This is a genomic window from Lysinibacillus sphaericus (genome assembly GCF_006864135.1).
In the GTDB taxonomy this organism is placed as follows: Bacteria; Bacillota; Bacilli; order Bacillales_A; family Planococcaceae; genus Lysinibacillus.
This window is the reverse complement of sequence record NZ_SADV01000001.1, coordinates 24,457-40,638: the sequence shown is the minus strand read 5'-3', so window position 1 is coordinate 40,638 and position 16,182 is coordinate 24,457. Positions and strand designations below refer to the sequence as shown.

Here is a 16,182-nt window from a genome sequence, read left to right as displayed (position 1 = left end):
GAATATTCTTTTGTAGGCGTTCGCTACACCGAGTGCTGGCGGACTATACGTAACTCACCAGGTAAGAGACAGCGGAAGATATAATTTTCTATTTTGATGACAAAAAACAACACTTACAAGTATTTGACAAAGTGCGGCAGAAACTCTGTTCAATATGTCTCTTCGGGAGTGAAATGGCCGATTCCTTTTAATTCAAAGTCAAAAAATTTAAGAATTAATGCATTTTCAGTTTCAATACAGTAATATTTATCAATCTCGGCTTTTCCGCCTTGTATAATATATGTCAAAATAGGAGAGAAAAGCGACAAATCGGTCAAGCTTAAATGTTTTGCCCCTTTAAGATGAGTAGTATATGCTCCTTCGAACTGTTTATTATCGAGTTTGTTCGCTACATAAACAGGAGTACTTTCCAGTTGACGCCAAACATCGTCTGAATAAATGTTAAAAAGAGGGGTTGTGTAGACTTTGCTGCTTGCCATAAATTTATCATCCGCTTTGTTATAAACAAGTTCACTAAAGAAAGTGGCATCGATATTTACTACTGCACTTACATCATTGCGTGCTCTACCTAGCCACACACTTGCAGCACCTCCCATTGAGTGCCCAAACACACCAATCTTCTCTGTATTGATATGTTGATAAATAGGGTTATTGTCACTTTTGGCTTTTGCTAGTACTGTATCAATGACAAAATTCATATCGTCTGTTCGCAGTTTCATCCATTTTTGGATAATATTATAGCGTTCTTCATTCGAGTAAACACCTTTATTTGCATTTTCAACTTCATTTTTAAAATCTGAATTGATCATCGTTACTTTTCCATCCTCTGATTGAGTATAGAAGGAATGATAAGGATGATCGATGGAAACGACGACATACCCGTGGCTTGCTAGCTCAGTAAAAGTAGATCCGTTGCTTGTCTTAATACCATATGCTCCATGTGAGAATACTAATAGAGGGTATGTTCCATCTGCGTTTTTTGGATACCAAAATTCCACATTAACACTTCTGTTGTCCCCCTTATTAGAAAATGCCTCCATACGATTCCTGTCAATATATGTGTCAGTAGCGGTTGCGACTTCATATTCTCCTGTCACTTTTGGTAATTGATACTGTGGAAAAATAATGACAGGTGAGAGTACAAAGACAAATATCAATATCATCATAATGGACTTCCACACAATGTTAGAAGTTTTGTATTGTTTGATATTCGTTTTCTTAAGAATAAGAGATACTGTCCCTTTAACGGCCAATAAGAAAAGAAGGATAGCAAGCATTACCCAGCTAAAACCCCAGACAATAACCGATGAAACAGTAAGTATTGCAAAAACAATAAATATAGCAATTCTAATCCAATTCTTTAATTTTTTATGGTTTTGCTTAGTTGCTATGCAGTAGATTGCAAAAGCAATTTCGAAAATTAAAGCAATTACTAATAGTAATATTCCCATAGTCGTTCCTCCACCTCATTAGAAAAATTTTTATGAAATTATCATAATAAACAGCTGGAAGGATGTATATGGAAAAACAGTAAGTTGTATTTATAAGGCAATAAGATGCAAAAAAACGGTAAGCTCAAAATACTTACCGTAAAATAATCTGTTGCAGCCGATTACTGTACTGCTTATTGATTTTCTGTTTACTCATCGACGTCTTTCTTAAAAGTCTTTAGTTTTTCATTGATTTTTTTTGCATCTTTTTTATCATTTTGCCATGACAGTAGATGAACAATGATATAGATTACCGCAATTTGCAGTGCAAGAATGATGACACCCTGACCAGTTACAAGATTCAAAGCGCTAGCAAGAACAATCAATAAAATCTCCAAAGTGAAGAAATGAATAATAATTCTTATACGCATTTTCTTCTCACTTAGATCATTTGGAGAATAAAAAATAAATTCCGTTAGTGCACCTAAAAATGAAAATGCCATAAGGATATAAATCGACTTCAAATCAAAGTCCATGTCAGGATGATACATTTGTCGCAACAAAGTAATAATCATGATTATGGATGCGAAGATGATAAAGAAATTCTTAATTATCTTTTGCACAAATTCCAAAAAATTCATATGTATCCCTCTTTACAAACCAAGCATATTTTTAAGGACAGGCACATACTGCCTTGATATAACAGCTCGTTCTCCGTTATCCAGTACCGCTTCGAATCGACCACTTATAGTCGGATAAACAGATGAAATTTTGGTGATATTCAAAATGGTTGATTTCGATGCGCGAAAACAGTTTTTTCCTTTACATAATTCTTCTAACTCGTATAGTTTTTGTTTTACCTCAAAAACGTTGTCCCTGCAGTAAATAAACACTTTTCCCTCAACTGCCTCGAAATAATAGATATCATGAAGCTTAATGCGGTGAATACTATCATTTTGATGTCCAAGTAAAATGATGTCTTTCGTTGTCAGCTTGTTAATGATTTCGTCTACTTCGTCATCAACCTCATAACACCTAATAAGAATCTCTTCTTCTAATTCTTGGCTTATTTCTTCAATTGAAATTTTCAAATGATCACCCACGAAATTTCAAATTCTTTAATTCTATTCAGTTTTATAAACTTGCAAATGAAGCATAGCTAAATTGATTTGTTTAATCTAATATTAACATCTCTTTTATACAATTTTATACATTTCATCAGAATACTGTACGGATTTTATTTTATGATAGTAGTCAAAGTCGGCTAAGTCAAGTGGACGAGAAAAGGCACAGTACAGATAAAGTATGAGGGAAATCACAATAGCAGGGGTGGCTGACATTTTAACGAATAAAAGCTTATAAAAACTTTAATGGTTAAACTTTACAAACGAATAAACAAAATATATAATCAATAATCATATTAACAATGTTTATATGGTTGTTGGTTATATAAAAATATGTGAGGTGCTTTTCTTGAAAGGAAGAGATGTTGTTTTAGGGTTACTCATGGAAAAAGAATTATCTGGTTATGATATAAAAATAGTTTTTGAAGATGTATTTTCGCATTTTTTTGATGGCAGTTTTGGAATGATTTATCCGACATTAAGACAGCTAGAAAAAGAGGGGAAAATAAAAAAAGAGGTTGTGATGCAAGAAGGTAAGCCAAATAAAAAAATGTATTTCATAACAGATGAAGGAAGAGAAGAGTTTTATCAATACATGAAGTCAGATGTAGAGAAGGAGGTTCTGCGTTCTGACTTTTTAATGCGCATGTATTTTGGGGATTATAGCGATACGAATACTATTAGAAAGTGGATTGAAGAGGAAATTGAGAGAAAAGAGGCGTATGTTACAGATCTCCGTTTAAAATACGAAAAATGGAAAGAAGCTATTACATTTGCGGAGGAGATTTCTTTTGATGTTGGGATTGCAAGTTATACTGCACAAGTTGAAACATTAAAAAATAAATTGGCGCAATTAACAATACAAGAAAAAAGAGAAGGAAAGTAAAACAAGTGAGTGGGGAATGTTATGGAACAATCTAAAGGAATCAAAATCGTATTTTTAATGTGTCTAGGAATTTTCTTGTGTATGATTGATACGACAATTATGAATATTGCTTTACCAGCAATACAGGCTGATGTGAGCGCATCGTTGGAGAAAATGTCCTGGATATTGAATGTATATACGATGTCTATTGCGGTATTAGCAATACCACTAGGTCGAGTCGCTGATATCTTTGGAAAAGCAAAATTATATATTATAGGTTTAATAATTTTTGGCATGGGTTCAACATTATGTGCGCTTGCAAATACGGGTGATTTTCTTATTTTTTCTCGTTTTATTCAAAGTATAGGAGCTGCTATTTTGTTTCCAACAAGTATGGTGATTGGAGTTTCGGCGGTTCCAGTGGCAAAAAGGCATGTTGCGCTTGGTATTTTAGGGGTGACACAAGGATTATCTGCAGCCATAGGTCCTGTACTAGGAGGAGTTATTACACAAAATCTAGGTTGGAGATGGGTGTTCCTCGTTAATCTACCGATTTGTGCCATTGGTATTGTTTTATGTTTCATTATGTTAATTATTAAGAATGAGGAACGAGTAGTTGCTAAAATTGATTGGACTGGATTAGTACTTTCTAGTTTGGCTATTTTCTTTTTCACACTTGTTTTAGTGAAAGGGAATACCTGGGGGTGGCTGAGTAACTTTGCATGGATATGCTATATCATCAGTACTATTTCTTTTGTTTTATTTATATTAGTCGAAAGAAAAGTTACGTCACCGATGATAAATTTACTGTTATTTAAAGATCGAACTTTTGTTGGGGCCTCTATTGTAGTTATACTTAGTAATTTGTTTTTAATTGGGGTAACTGTTTTACTGCCGACGTTTCTCACTAAGATACAACATCGAACAGAAATTGAAGCAGCTTTCTTAGTGACACCTATTTCTGCCATGATATTTCTAGTTTCTCCATTTGCTTCACTGATTATGAAGAAGCTCGGTAAGGTTCGGGTAATATTAGTAGGATTTATAGTTATGAGTTTGGCTTATTATTGTTTACAAATGATAGGAACAAATTCAACAAGTAAAGAAATTATCATCCCGTGTATGATTTTAGGTGTTGGATATGGTTTAGTTGTTGGGCCAATTACTATATTGACAGCCTCCACATTTGAGGGAGAATTATTAACCGCTTCTCAAAGTGTTGTGTCCATGCTTAGACAGATAGGAATTGTATTGGCAGTGGCTATTTTTGTATCAGGCTTGACTCATAATTTGTCAACAAATAAAGGTAATGTTTTTCATTATGCGGAAGAAAAAGTGCATGGTCTTCATGTTGATAAAGCTGAGCAAGAGAAAATATTAACAGTAACAAAAGAAAAAATACAAAACAAAGAATTAGAGTCGAGTATAGAAAAGAAACAGGGAACTGATAGTATTGGCATAAGTCAACAACAAAAGGAAAGCATCATTGAAGAGAAAGTAAATAATGCACTAAATGAAGTCCCGGTACAATACAGAGAAATGAAAAGGTCAGCAATTACTAATCAAGTAACGAAAGGGGTTGAAGAAAAACTAGAGGGTATAAAGAAAGAAATGGATGCATACTCGGATGATATTAGTCATTACGCTGAAAAAGAGATGGCAAAAAGTTTTACAGATTTATATAAAGTGAGTGTACCAATTATTTTGCTATGTAGCTTAGTCGCGTTTATGTTCCGTAATAGAAAATTTGAAGTTGGTAATAAAAAGAGACAAAATGTATAGTTGTCCCAAGATTTAACAACTAAGTTTCATTGTAGATTGGCTAGTATTACAACAATTTTAGAATTACACTTTACATAAACTTACTTTCATGTTAGATTACTCTATAATAAATTTGACAAAAGGAGGTGGAAGCAATGTTAACTGTTTTTAGAATTCTGTTCGGTAAAAATGTAAAAATTGGAAATGTTTTAGCTGTTAAAGGGAGTAGTCTGTCCTTTTTTAAGCTATACAACCATACAAAAACAGTTATCGGAGCTTTACCTCAATGGCAAATAAATGACAATACAATGATTTAGAGTCTTTTATTTATTTGTGCATTATTTTTTTATTTAAAGTTCAGCACCGATAATTTTATCGGTGTTTTTTTGTGTTTAAGGCATAGACAACTCCTTTCAATTTACTCCTATAAAAATAGAGAGCTTATGGAAGGAATGAGAATGATGCAAGTAAAACTAAACAATAAGTATAAAAGAATAGAAGAATTATTAAAGGAACATAATTATCCTAACTTTAGAATGAAACAAATATTGAATGCCATTTTTAAAGAAAGAATAAATAAATTCTACGAAATTAATGTACTTCCAAAGTCGTTAAGAGAAATTTTAATTAAGGAATTTGGAGAGTCTATTTTAGATGCTTCTCCTTTAAAGGAACAACAATCTGAGCAAGTCACTAAAGTTTTATTTGAGATTTCAGGAAATGAAAAAATAGAAACGGTAAATATGAAGTATAAAGCTGGGTGGGAGTCATTTTGTATATCTTCTCAATGCGGATGTAATTTTGGGTGTAAATTTTGTGCAACAGGTGATATTGGATTAAAAAGAAATTTAACGTCAGATGAAATAACTGACCAAATCCTCTATTTTTACCTACAAGGTCACTCCATCGATAGTATTTCTTTTATGGGGATGGGAGAAGCATTAGCCAATGTACAAGTTTTTGATGCCTTGGATGTACTTACTGATCCTATGTTGTTTGCTTTCAGCCCTCGTAGAATATCTATTTCAACTATTGGTATTATTCCAAGTATAAAAAAAATGACTCTGAATTATCCGCAAGTCAATTTGACGTTTTCGTTACATTCCCCATTTAATGAACAACGAAGTAAGTTGATGCCGATTAATGATAGGTATCCATTATTAGATGTGATGGACACATTAGATGAGCATATTCGAACAACATCAAGAAAAGTATATATAGCTTATGTAATGTTACCTGGTGTAAATGATTCTATTGACCATGCTAAAGAAGTAGTAAGTTTATTAAAAGGTCGATATAAAGAAGGACGTTTATATCATGTAAATTTAATCAGGTATAACCCAACTGTTAGTTCTCCTTTAAGATACGGCGAAATTAATGAAAGTCATGTTGTGAATTTTTACAAAAAATTAAAATCATCAGATATTAATGTGACCATTAGAAGTCAATTTGGCATTGATATCGATGCAGCTTGTGGTCAATTGTATGGCAATTACCAAAGGAGCAACAAGCAGTAATTTGAAATGAAGAAGAATGTTGAATTGTATTTCATAAAAAAATTTGGTAAAATGAAAATACAAATTATGAGAGGACTGATGAATGGACGATGATTAACTAAACTATATTTTTATTTGAAATGAACAACTTCAAACTTCAAATTACAAAATATAGGATTAGTCTGTCCATTTTTATAAATCAGTTTACGTTTTATTTGTCATGGTTCCAATGGCAAAAAAGAGCACTTATTTAGTATAAGTGAAAGACTAATCCTTCCAATTTCAAATTGGGAGGATTTTTTATGCTCTCATAGTTAAGACAATTTTTTTTAGTCTGTAACATAAATCAAAAACAAAGGAGAGAAAAAAATGAGCGATTCAGACACTATTGTTACGCATGTATTACTCCGTACAAGTCGTTAATATCCATCAACTTATACGGAGAAATTTACAATGGATGGATATGCCGACTTTGTATAAAAAAGTAAAAAGAATTGATATACAAAGGAGGATTTATCATGTCAATGATACAAGTTCAAAATTTAACTTTTTCTTATCCAAGTAGCTTTGACAATATTTTTGAAAATGTAAACTTTCAACTAGATACGGATTGGAAACTTGGATTTATCGGTCGAAATGGACGAGGAAAAACAACATTTTTTAATTTATTATTAGGGAATTATGAGTATAGTGGGAACATCATTTCTTCAGTGGAATTTAATTATTTCCCTTATCCAGTTTCGGATAAAAACAAGTATACGCATGAAATCATGGAAGAAATTTGCCCCCAAGCAGAAGATTGGGAAATTCTTCGTGAAATATCCTATCTAGACGTTGATGCCGAGGTCATGTATCGACCTTTTAAAACATTGTCAAATGGAGAACAAACAAAGGTGTTGCTTGCTGCACTTTTTTTGACGGAAGGTCAATTTCTATTAATTGATGAGCCAACCAACCATCTAGACACGGAAGCACGAAAGATGGTCTCTGAATATTTAAGGAAGAAAAAAGGGTTTATCTTAATTTCACATGACAGAATCTTTTTAGATGGATGCGTTGACCATATTCTATCTATAAATAGGGCCAATATTGAAGTTCAAAGTGGTAACTATTCTTCTTGGAAGTTAAATTTTGATAGACAGCAGGAACACGAAGAGTCAACTAATGAGCGTTTACAAAAAGATATAGGGAGATTAAAACAGTCTTCAAAGCGTACATCAGGTTGGTCAAATCAAGTGGAAGCTTCCAAAAATGGAACAACGAATTCAGGTTCTAAGTTAGACAAAGGTTTTGTAGGACATAAAGCAGCAAAGATGATGAAGAGAGCAAAAAACCTTGAATCAAGGCAACAAAAAGCTATTGAGGAAAAGTCAAAACTGCTGAAAAATGTGGAAAAAACGGAGTCATTAAAATTAGAATCATTGGCGTTTCATTCAAATGAATTGATTGTTTTGGCTGATGTGTCTGTTCAGTACGATGACCAAATAGTGAATAAGCCAATAAGCTTTAAACTGGAACAAGGTGACAGAATTGTGCTGGATGGCAAGAATGGAAGCGGAAAAAGTAGCATCCTCAAACTAATTCTAGGAAATCCGATACAGCATACGGGCTCGATGTATGTAAGTTCAGAACTTATTATTTCCTATGTCCAACAAGATACTTCTCATTTGAAGGGAATGTTAACGGACTTTATTGAAGAGCATGGGATTGATGAAACGTTATTTAAATCTATCCTACGTAAGATGGACTTTGACCGAATTCAATTTGAGAAAGATATTTCTCATTATTCTGGTGGACAAAAGAAAAAGCTACTTATAGCCAAAAGTTTATGTGAAAAAGCGCATATCTATATTTGGGATGAACCATTGAATTTTATTGATATTTATTCGCGCATGCAGATTGAAGAGCTTATTAAAAAATTTAATCCTACAATGGTTTTTGTTGAGCATGATCGAGCATTTCAACAAACAGTTGCAACCAAAACTATATCTATGTAGCTAAATTTGAAAAATTAATATGTAATTAAAGAATCCATTTTGAAACAATCTTTTTTTCAAAATGGATTCTTTTATTTATCGTAAAATACCGGATTTTGAGTTGTATAAACTTTATTTTAAACAATAAAAAGAATGTGGACAAAGGTATGAAATTAGCCACAACTCAGTATGCTGAGGGAACTGGTATGCCAAAAGGTTAAAGGAGGTGGCTATTAATCAATTATTGTGATTGATTTATACGGTCATTAACAAATGCTTTTAAGAAAAATAATTCATTATCATTGGGGTCTCTTTTATTTTCTACCTTAAAGCACTTAATAGCAGTTTCTAATGAGGTTGATTTTACAGCTTGACTAGCTGTTGTTAACTCTTCCCAATAAATATTCATTTCATTGGAATCACAGATCGATTCATGACCAAGTAAGAACCATTCAGCATTATATTTTTTAATGTCTTGAATCATAGGTAATAATAATGATTGCTTGAAATGAAATAGGCCATTTGTTGTTGTACAATATGCGGAATCACCTAAAAAAACAACTTTTTCATCCGGAATATAAATAATCGTAGAGTCGTCTGTATGAGTACTTCTAATTTTTTCAATTAGGCAAACTTTATTACCTAAATCAATGGTTAATGTATTTTCAAAGATTACATCCGGAGAATTCAATTTAAAACTATCTCTTTTTGGTATATTAGCTTGTATAATCTCCATATCCTGAGCACTTATCTTATTAGCTTTTACATATTTTTGAAGCGAATTATCATCAAACCTATAACTTTGCCATTCTTTTAACAATTCGTTTGTTCGACTATTAACGATAACAGTTGCTTCAAATTCATTCATACCAAGGAAGTGATCCCAATGAGCATGTGTAATTACCAAATATTTGATAGGTGGTACATCTAATTTGTCGATTTCAAGTAAAAAATCTTTAGCATGTTGAGTTGAATTGCCAGCATCTATAATTAGACTACATTGGTCACCACACACCAATCCTAACGTTGGTCGTTCATTATCATTTTGATTTGGTAAATAATAAATAGTATCACTTAATTTATTTAACATGTTATTTCTCCTTTACATTAGATATTAATTCTATGAAAGAGAAAATCTACATGTTTGTTGGAAAAAACATAATTTAAGATTTTCTCATTTTACTTTTTTACCATTGGACTGTACCTCCTTTTTTTGCTAAGGAAAAGCATAACACAATAAATTGATTTTTGCGAAAATTTGACGCGATTGTTTTAGTGTAATTAACGTATTATTGGTGGTCTGTTTGTACACTGGATAATTCCTTTAGCTGCTGTCTTTGCTTTAATGGCTATTTTATTACCTTCAGACTCAGTGGCAGTAAATGGCATCGCCAAACCGAGTTCATATTTTAGATCGTATGATGAATTTAGTTCGTGGGGAATTTTTATCGGAATTAATCGCGTTTAAATATTCAGTTGCGGAGATCGTAACGGGTTATTTTTCATTGAAATCAGGTATTAGAGATTTTCGGGGCATTAACAATATTTTGGATATGTTTCATCTTGGGCAGTATTGGAATAGTGGATTCAACATTTTACGTCATGCTACAAGTTCTAATACCGTTTATTTAATATTTGAAAGCAGATGAAGTGTTTCACGCTTCAGGCGAAGTTATGGATAGTAGAGCTAAAATCGTGGATAGAACAATCAGAATCGTGGATAGAAGAGCCAAAATCGTGGATAGAACAATCAGAATCATGGATAGAAGAGTCAAAATATGGAGAGAAGACCCAACATGGCGGCTTGAGCCCTTTAGTAAGACGGCTTTTTACTGTATCTAACCAAGTTATAGTTGTTTTTTTAGCATTTGAGGGTTGAGTATGATAGAGACAGAGGAAAATTTAAAAGGGTCACCGGAGGATAATGACCCTTAGTATTTGAATGTGAAAGGTTAAATTATTATGACCTTCCAATAGTTATGAGCATTAGGGGGCGGTGTTGGGTATTAATAGACTCTCATGAAACTAGCGCCGACAATAATTAGAAGAATGAACAGAACAACAATTAACGCAAATGCTGAACCTGTACCATAACCACTACCACTACCACAAGACATAATTATTTCCCTCCTTTCTTTAATTTATAGTATTCATAGTATTCGAGAACAATATTGATAATTATCTAGTTGTTTTTAAGTATTTTTAGAAAAGAAAATGATGACGATTTGAAATTGGAAGATGATTGGTGTTGAGTGCGTTAACAAGAATCAATGCTATAACATTGTGAGCTCTAAAGGGATAGGTTTTTATTTTAAATAAAACTGTTTTATGTTGTTTTCAAAACGGTGCTTATGATATATCAGGGCATAACTTTCGGACAATTTGAATTCCTCGGGTAAATCGGGCTGTGAATTTTTAGCAATATCAATAATTGAATAACACTCCAATTGTATTTGTGTGTAAGTATATGGTAATATTGGAATAACCCTATTTGGATAGAAAGGATACAGGAGAACACGTATGCCAAACTTTACTTTGTAATGATCAATAAATTGGATAGCATTATCCTCAAAAAAACAATGTTTTTTTCAAGGGGGTAGTATGCCCATTTTTCTCATTACAAAGGAACCAAGCAACCCTGTAGTCTCAATGCGTCAGGAGGTCCTTGTTTAGGATCTCCTTTTTTATTTAAACAATAAATTTTACATTGTACTGCGAGATATCCAAATAGATGCTTGCGTACCTTTATCTTAAGAGGTGAAGGATTAATGTTAAATATTACATTCCGCTGGAGACTTTCTCAAATACCAGAACAAACTGTCAAGAAGCACTGCAAAATGTGTGGGAGAATATCTGTTTTTACGGATACAAATGTACGAAGGCATAACGCAAATGGAAAAAACATATACCAATATGCAATATATAAATGCGAAAAAAATCATACGTGGAATAAAAAGTTAGCTATTTATAAAACGTTCTCAGAGCATGTTGCTGAAGTTGAGGAGCAGAAAGAAGAAGCTTCAATATTATCAACGATTCCGATAATCAGCTTAGCAAAACAAGGAATAAAGGTGATATACATTGTATTAGATGATGTAATTGGCAAACACCGAATTGATAAAGTGCTTGCAATTCAAATTGAAGATTGGAGTCGATCACAGATCATAAAGAAAATTGAAGATGGAACGATTCAATTAAATGATCAAATCATTAAACCTAGTGCAAAATTGTCAAAGGGTGAACGCATTTCTATTTACATTGACAAATAAATTTCTTTCAAGGTCGCAACATGGTGAAGGGAGACATTTCCCTGCATCAGTGCGACCTTTTGTTTGAGGGAGAAACTCACATAATAGCGTAACAGGTGGATCGTGAAATCCTAATGGTCAATTGAATAGTTTATTACAACTTTTTCTTTTTGGTCTAACGACATCAACTGTTTAATGGTAATAGGGAAATTTATCCAATTCTAGAGGTAAGTCAGAAATCTCTATTCCTACGAAAAAGGAAGAACAGAGCAATAAATGTTGGACAATAGTCATTCATCTGTAAAGGAAAACTTGTCTATAATTCAGACATCAAGGTTAAGAGGGGAAATCAAATGGATAGGTTTAGCTTTAGTTTCTTTCGGCAACTAAAGAGTTCTATAACTTTATAGTAGCTAGCAGTACCCTCAAATTAGATTTTTTTGGAAAACGGTGAAACTATTGTCATGAATTCACGTCTACTAACCGAATCCTAATTTTAGGAGGTAGATATATGAATTGTATTGAACGCTAACAATTTACAGGTTTTACGGATTAATCAATGATGAAACTGCTCTTCGGGGTTTGAAAATAAAAGATAATGGGTTTTCTTACCGTAAAGTAAAGGTAAAGAATTACGATATGCCTGGTTATAAGTTTAATGAATTGACGAAACGAATTAAATAACAAAGTTTTAGTTGATTAAGGATAGGAAAAATAAAGGGGGCCAATGCCATGAAAAAAATACTTTTCATTGTCATGTTTTTAAGTTTCAGTATAATAAGTGCATGCTCTGATCAAGAAGAACCTGTGCCGAAAAAGTCGCAAGAAGAAAAACAAACTAACGTGTCAAACAAGCCACAAGAAGAAGAGCGTCAATCACATGAAAATAAACAGGAACCGTCCAAAACAAATAAAGGAAACATAGTAGCTTCTAATACACAAGCTGGTGCACTAAAAAATTTGAAGGACCAGCTTAAAACTAATTTACCTATAATTTTACCAAATGGACTTCCTATACCAAAAGGTACATTTTTAACTGCAGCAACGAAGGCAGAAGCAAACCAAGTTGAAGTACTATTTTTTGAAAGTAAAGAGTATTTGCCAATCAATGATAGAAAGCTTAAAAATTCACAGACAGCTACGATTATTGCAAGACTAGTAGTAAAGCAATATCCGAATGCTAAAGTAGCAAATGAGCAAATTTCATTTGTGAACTATAGTCAAAATGGTGGTCAAAAGGTTGATCTTGGTTATGACATTATAGGTTATCAGGATGCTGGAGCTGGTTCGCTATGGACTGGTTGGAATGAGGGACGATGGGCATTAGCGACACATACACGAACTGACAATCCAAATGCAGGTGTGAAGCTTGCAAAACAGGCAGTCCAGTTTTTAGAAACACATATGCTTCCTATTCCAAAACAAAATGGTTTTGCGCGCTTAGATGTTTATAAATCAGGAAATATAATTGTTTGGCAGGACGAAAAACTTGTCTATACGCTTGACTTAATCAAAGAGCCGCTAAAAGCACTTGAAATTGCTGCAGCTTTTTACCATTAACAAATTCTAATTGGTGTGATGGAATAACCCGCTTTACCTCACTAAATTTGTTACGGGCTAAAACTAAGAGCCAACATGTGAAGGGCATTTGAATAGTAGGATGCTCCCATATGGATTATGTTTTAGAGTATACGGTGAACAAAATAGGTTTAAATAGATTCGTAAAAATGTATAAATGTTAAGCGCCTGAGGTTGAAGACTCAGGCGTTTTTTGAGTAAGAGTTTGTTGGGAAGTGCCTATGAGATAAAGCAATTTGCAAAACGTTCATTACCATTATTGCTGATGAGTGAAGTTACATGGAAAATGATCTTCGTTTCTAGCGCAATTGCATAATTATTTAGTAGTGATTTTAAAACTTGCATTATTATGCTAATATTTACACAAATAAGAATATTAAAAGGAGACCTTTATGAATTCATATGAAACTAAAGTGAAGGAATTTTTAGACGCTAATGATGTAAAAGCTGAGCACTTCGTTTTTAATCAATCATGCCACTCTGTAAAAGAGGCTGCTGAAACAGTTAATGGTTCAGAAGACGATTTTGTAAAAAATATTTGCATGATTGACTCAAATAATGAATTAATCGTTGCTATTGTAAAAGGAAACAATAGAGCTAGTACAACTCGTGTTGCCAAATCACTAAACATAGAAAAACCAAGACTTGCTAACGGCAATGAAATTATTGAACATACAGGTTTCCCACCAGGTGGAGTTCCTTCTTTTGGTTTTCAAGCAAAGTTTTTAGTGGATCCCAAAGTAACAAATATGGATGTCATATATACTGGTGGTGGTTCTGAAAACTCATTAGTTAAAATAAATGTTCAAGACTTATTAAGAATCAATCAAGGTACTATTATTAAAGTAAGTAAATAGCAATTTATCACAACCGTATATAGTGATGGAATTTAAAATTCCACTTTTGTAGCGGAACATGTTTCTTCAACAAGCTTGCACCGTTAGTTCAATAAAGAAAAAAGAGCTGCGTTTTAATGAAGCTTGATTTACCTAATTAAGATTCGTTTGCATAATAGGGCATTGGGTCACTAGACTAAATGTGACCCAATGCATCCCCTTTATAAATTTTTTATCTGTTTTAGTAAGTCATTAAGTTCATGCGTCTCTTTTTTAGTCTTAGTAAGTGTTATGATCCAAGCAAACAAATAGAGTAATACAAAACCACCAATAAAATCTACGCTTAGAAAATGATCTACCCACTTGTTATATAAAGATATAGAAAAGACTACTAGAAACATCATGATAAAATGGATGACTAAAGCAAACAAATAGTTCAATTTTTCAATGTCAAAAATGATTGTAAAAATACCTGCGAAAGCTGAGATTATGATTACACTAATAATCTCAGCTTCTGAAGAAATGATATTTTTTCTCGATAGTAAAACCATCATATAAATAAATGCACCAGTGCCTAAACCTGAAAATAGTCTGTTTTTTAATTGCAACGAAATGTCTTCCTCTCAAAATAAGATAGGCTTGTTTAATTCTTTTTGTACATAATATGTAAAAAGAATTCCCCCGAAGAAAAGTCCGATAGATAGTCCATTTATAGCAGAATAAATGATATTAAATGAAAGGTCATTATAAAATGATGGCGAGATGCCTAAAGTTACATTTAAGAGATACTTCACTAAAAAGTTTATTAGAATAATGATCAATGGAAGATAGCACTTCTTTCTCATAATTACTGATCCCTGTTTAAAGAACATTTGATATTTTTTGTACAATAAATAACCAATTAAAGTCCCGGGAAATATGAAAAAGAAATAGCTCATCAAACAACATTCTAAGTGTGTAAATTGAGAGGTCATTTTTTCAAATCCCCATATCATAAATATGAAAGGAACTAAAAACATTTTAGATAAATTGATTGGCCTTTCCTGGGAGATAGCGATACCTCTTTTTATTAAAATAATTAGTAATAGCCATACTGGCATTGGCGTTCTTAAAATTACTTCTCTAATGATGTTATACATTCTTTATTGCCTCCTTTAATGTTATTCATCATGGCATCAAAGAGGGAATAAAGAAATACGTCTAAACATATGTGGTGAAAATCAATACATAAGTGGACTTTTGGAATATGTTTTTAGCGTCTTTTTCAAAGAAGATACATATTTTCTTGACACAATTACTTTCTCTTCATTCGAGAGAATGGCTTCAAGATTACCGTTAGGTTTAACCGAAAATTTATTTAAAAAATGAATATTGATGATGATCGTTTTTGAGATTCTGATGAAGTTATTGGGAAGATCATGCTCCAATTTATATAAAGGGCTTTTTGTTTCAAAAATAGTATCATTTGTATAAATGAATATTTTCCGTTCAAGATATTCTAAATAAAATATATTGGAATAAGGAATTTTTTCTTGTTCGTTTTTTGATGTAGACCTCGCTAATAAATAGTTGTCGGAGCTTTTTTCAAGGGTTGATACGATATCTTGAATAAAAGACGTTACTTTGTGAATGTTAAATGTACATGTTTCTTCTGTAAGTTTTTCAATAATTTTAATGTTAACCTTCATGTAAGACATATTTTCCTTTCAAAATGGGTTCTTCGTAATTTAATGTTATGCTGTAATTGTAGGATAGTTTTCACCAATATTATATATATAAAAACATAAATTTTGAAATAAGCCATTTCTTAGCAGAAAAATCTGTCCATAGAAATGGCTTTTTGTTGTATGTAAAAATTTGTTTGAAAA

The 16,182-nt window shown here is 32.5% G+C and carries 17 protein-coding genes; 9 read left to right on the top strand and 8 right to left on the bottom strand.

Features of this window, described 5'->3' with window-relative positions; genetic code table 11:
* Nucleotides 1-149: 149 nt before the first annotated feature.
* The 3 genes from C7Y47_RS00205 to C7Y47_RS00195 all read right to left on the bottom strand — a co-directional run bounded on the left by C7Y47_RS00205 (nucleotide 150) and on the right by C7Y47_RS00195 (nucleotide 2,521).
* A complete protein-coding gene (locus C7Y47_RS00205) occupies nucleotides 150-1,451 on the bottom strand; it encodes an alpha/beta hydrolase family protein (protein ID WP_142506934.1) in 1,302 nt (433 codons plus the stop codon).
* 188 nt (nucleotides 1,452-1,639) lie between these two features.
* Entirely contained in the window at nucleotides 1,640-2,071 is a 432-nt protein-coding gene (locus C7Y47_RS00200; protein ID WP_142506933.1) for a DUF3021 family protein, read from the bottom strand.
* A gap of 12 nt (nucleotides 2,072-2,083) precedes the next feature.
* Nucleotides 2,084-2,521, bottom strand: coding sequence for a LytTR family DNA-binding domain-containing protein (locus C7Y47_RS00195; protein WP_142506932.1), 438 nt, complete (start codon nucleotides 2,519-2,521; stop codon nucleotides 2,084-2,086).
* Nucleotides 2,522-2,903: 382 nt separating this feature from the next.
* Between C7Y47_RS00195 and C7Y47_RS00190 the strand changes: the two genes are divergently transcribed.
* The 5 genes from C7Y47_RS00190 (at nucleotide 2,904) to C7Y47_RS00175 (ending at nucleotide 8,673) form a co-directional block, all read left to right on the top strand.
* The gene (locus tag C7Y47_RS00190; RefSeq protein ID WP_132359494.1) at nucleotides 2,904-3,440 is read left to right on the top strand and encodes a PadR family transcriptional regulator; all 537 of its coding nucleotides are present in this window, start codon (nucleotides 2,904-2,906) and stop codon (nucleotides 3,438-3,440) included.
* 21 nt (nucleotides 3,441-3,461) lie between these two features.
* Nucleotides 3,462-5,201: an MFS transporter gene (locus tag C7Y47_RS00185; RefSeq protein ID WP_142506931.1), complete on the top strand. Its 1,740-nt coding sequence runs from the start codon at nucleotides 3,462-3,464 to the stop codon at nucleotides 5,199-5,201.
* A gap of 134 nt (nucleotides 5,202-5,335) precedes the next feature.
* Entirely contained in the window at nucleotides 5,336-5,497 is a 162-nt protein-coding gene (locus C7Y47_RS24750) for a hypothetical protein (RefSeq protein ID WP_185903350.1), read from the top strand.
* 144 nt (nucleotides 5,498-5,641) lie between these two features.
* Entirely contained in the window at nucleotides 5,642-6,697 is a 1,056-nt protein-coding gene (locus C7Y47_RS00180; protein WP_142507274.1) for a Cfr family 23S rRNA (adenine(2503)-C(8))-methyltransferase, read from the top strand.
* Nucleotides 6,698-7,194: 497 nt separating this feature from the next.
* Nucleotides 7,195-8,673, top strand: a complete 1,479-nt coding sequence (locus C7Y47_RS00175) for an Lsa family ABC-F type ribosomal protection protein (RefSeq protein ID WP_142506930.1) — start codon at nucleotides 7,195-7,197, stop codon at nucleotides 8,671-8,673.
* A gap of 220 nt (nucleotides 8,674-8,893) precedes the next feature.
* Here the strand turns inward: C7Y47_RS00175 and C7Y47_RS00170 are convergent, their stop codons facing one another.
* A complete protein-coding gene (locus C7Y47_RS00170) occupies nucleotides 8,894-9,742 on the bottom strand; it encodes an MBL fold metallo-hydrolase (protein ID WP_142506929.1) in 849 nt (282 codons plus the stop codon).
* Between the two features lie 292 nt (nucleotides 9,743-10,034).
* Here C7Y47_RS00170 and C7Y47_RS00165 point away from each other — a divergent pair, with 292 nt between their 5' ends.
* Nucleotides 10,035-10,301, top strand: coding sequence for a hypothetical protein (locus C7Y47_RS00165; protein WP_142506928.1), 267 nt, complete (start codon nucleotides 10,035-10,037; stop codon nucleotides 10,299-10,301).
* Nucleotides 10,302-10,658: 357 nt separating this feature from the next.
* On the opposite strand, the gene C7Y47_RS00160 is transcribed toward C7Y47_RS00165, so the two are convergent.
* Nucleotides 10,659-10,769 (bottom strand): YjcZ family sporulation protein, encoded by a 111-nt coding sequence (locus C7Y47_RS00160; protein ID WP_142506927.1) that lies wholly within the window; start codon nucleotides 10,767-10,769, stop codon nucleotides 10,659-10,661.
* Nucleotides 10,770-11,420: 651 nt separating this feature from the next.
* Here C7Y47_RS00160 and C7Y47_RS00155 point away from each other — a divergent pair.
* From C7Y47_RS00155 to C7Y47_RS00145, 3 genes are all read left to right on the top strand, one after another.
* Nucleotides 11,421-11,921, top strand: a complete 501-nt coding sequence (locus C7Y47_RS00155; protein WP_142506926.1) for a S4 domain-containing protein — start codon at nucleotides 11,421-11,423, stop codon at nucleotides 11,919-11,921.
* A gap of 711 nt (nucleotides 11,922-12,632) precedes the next feature.
* Complete coding sequence (locus tag C7Y47_RS00150) at nucleotides 12,633-13,460, top strand: hypothetical protein (protein WP_142506925.1); 828 nt, start codon at nucleotides 12,633-12,635, stop codon at nucleotides 13,458-13,460.
* 410 nt (nucleotides 13,461-13,870) lie between these two features.
* Entirely contained in the window at nucleotides 13,871-14,335 is a 465-nt protein-coding gene (locus C7Y47_RS00145) for an aminoacyl-tRNA deacylase (RefSeq protein ID WP_142506924.1), read from the top strand.
* Nucleotides 14,336-14,535: 200 nt separating this feature from the next.
* Here C7Y47_RS00145 and C7Y47_RS00140 read toward each other — a convergent pair whose 3' ends face one another.
* The 3 genes from C7Y47_RS00140 to C7Y47_RS00130 all read right to left on the bottom strand — a co-directional run bounded on the left by C7Y47_RS00140 (nucleotide 14,536) and on the right by C7Y47_RS00130 (nucleotide 16,002).
* Complete coding sequence (locus tag C7Y47_RS00140; protein ID WP_142506923.1) at nucleotides 14,536-14,922, bottom strand: DUF3021 family protein; 387 nt, start codon at nucleotides 14,920-14,922, stop codon at nucleotides 14,536-14,538.
* A gap of 15 nt (nucleotides 14,923-14,937) precedes the next feature.
* The gene (locus C7Y47_RS00135; RefSeq protein WP_142506922.1) at nucleotides 14,938-15,453 is read right to left on the bottom strand and encodes a hypothetical protein; all 516 of its coding nucleotides are present in this window, start codon (nucleotides 15,451-15,453) and stop codon (nucleotides 14,938-14,940) included.
* An 81-nt stretch (nucleotides 15,454-15,534) separates the two neighbouring features.
* Nucleotides 15,535-16,002 (bottom strand): LytTR family DNA-binding domain-containing protein, encoded by a 468-nt coding sequence (locus C7Y47_RS00130; protein ID WP_142506921.1) that lies wholly within the window; start codon nucleotides 16,000-16,002, stop codon nucleotides 15,535-15,537.
* Nucleotides 16,003-16,182 lie beyond the last annotated feature (180 nt).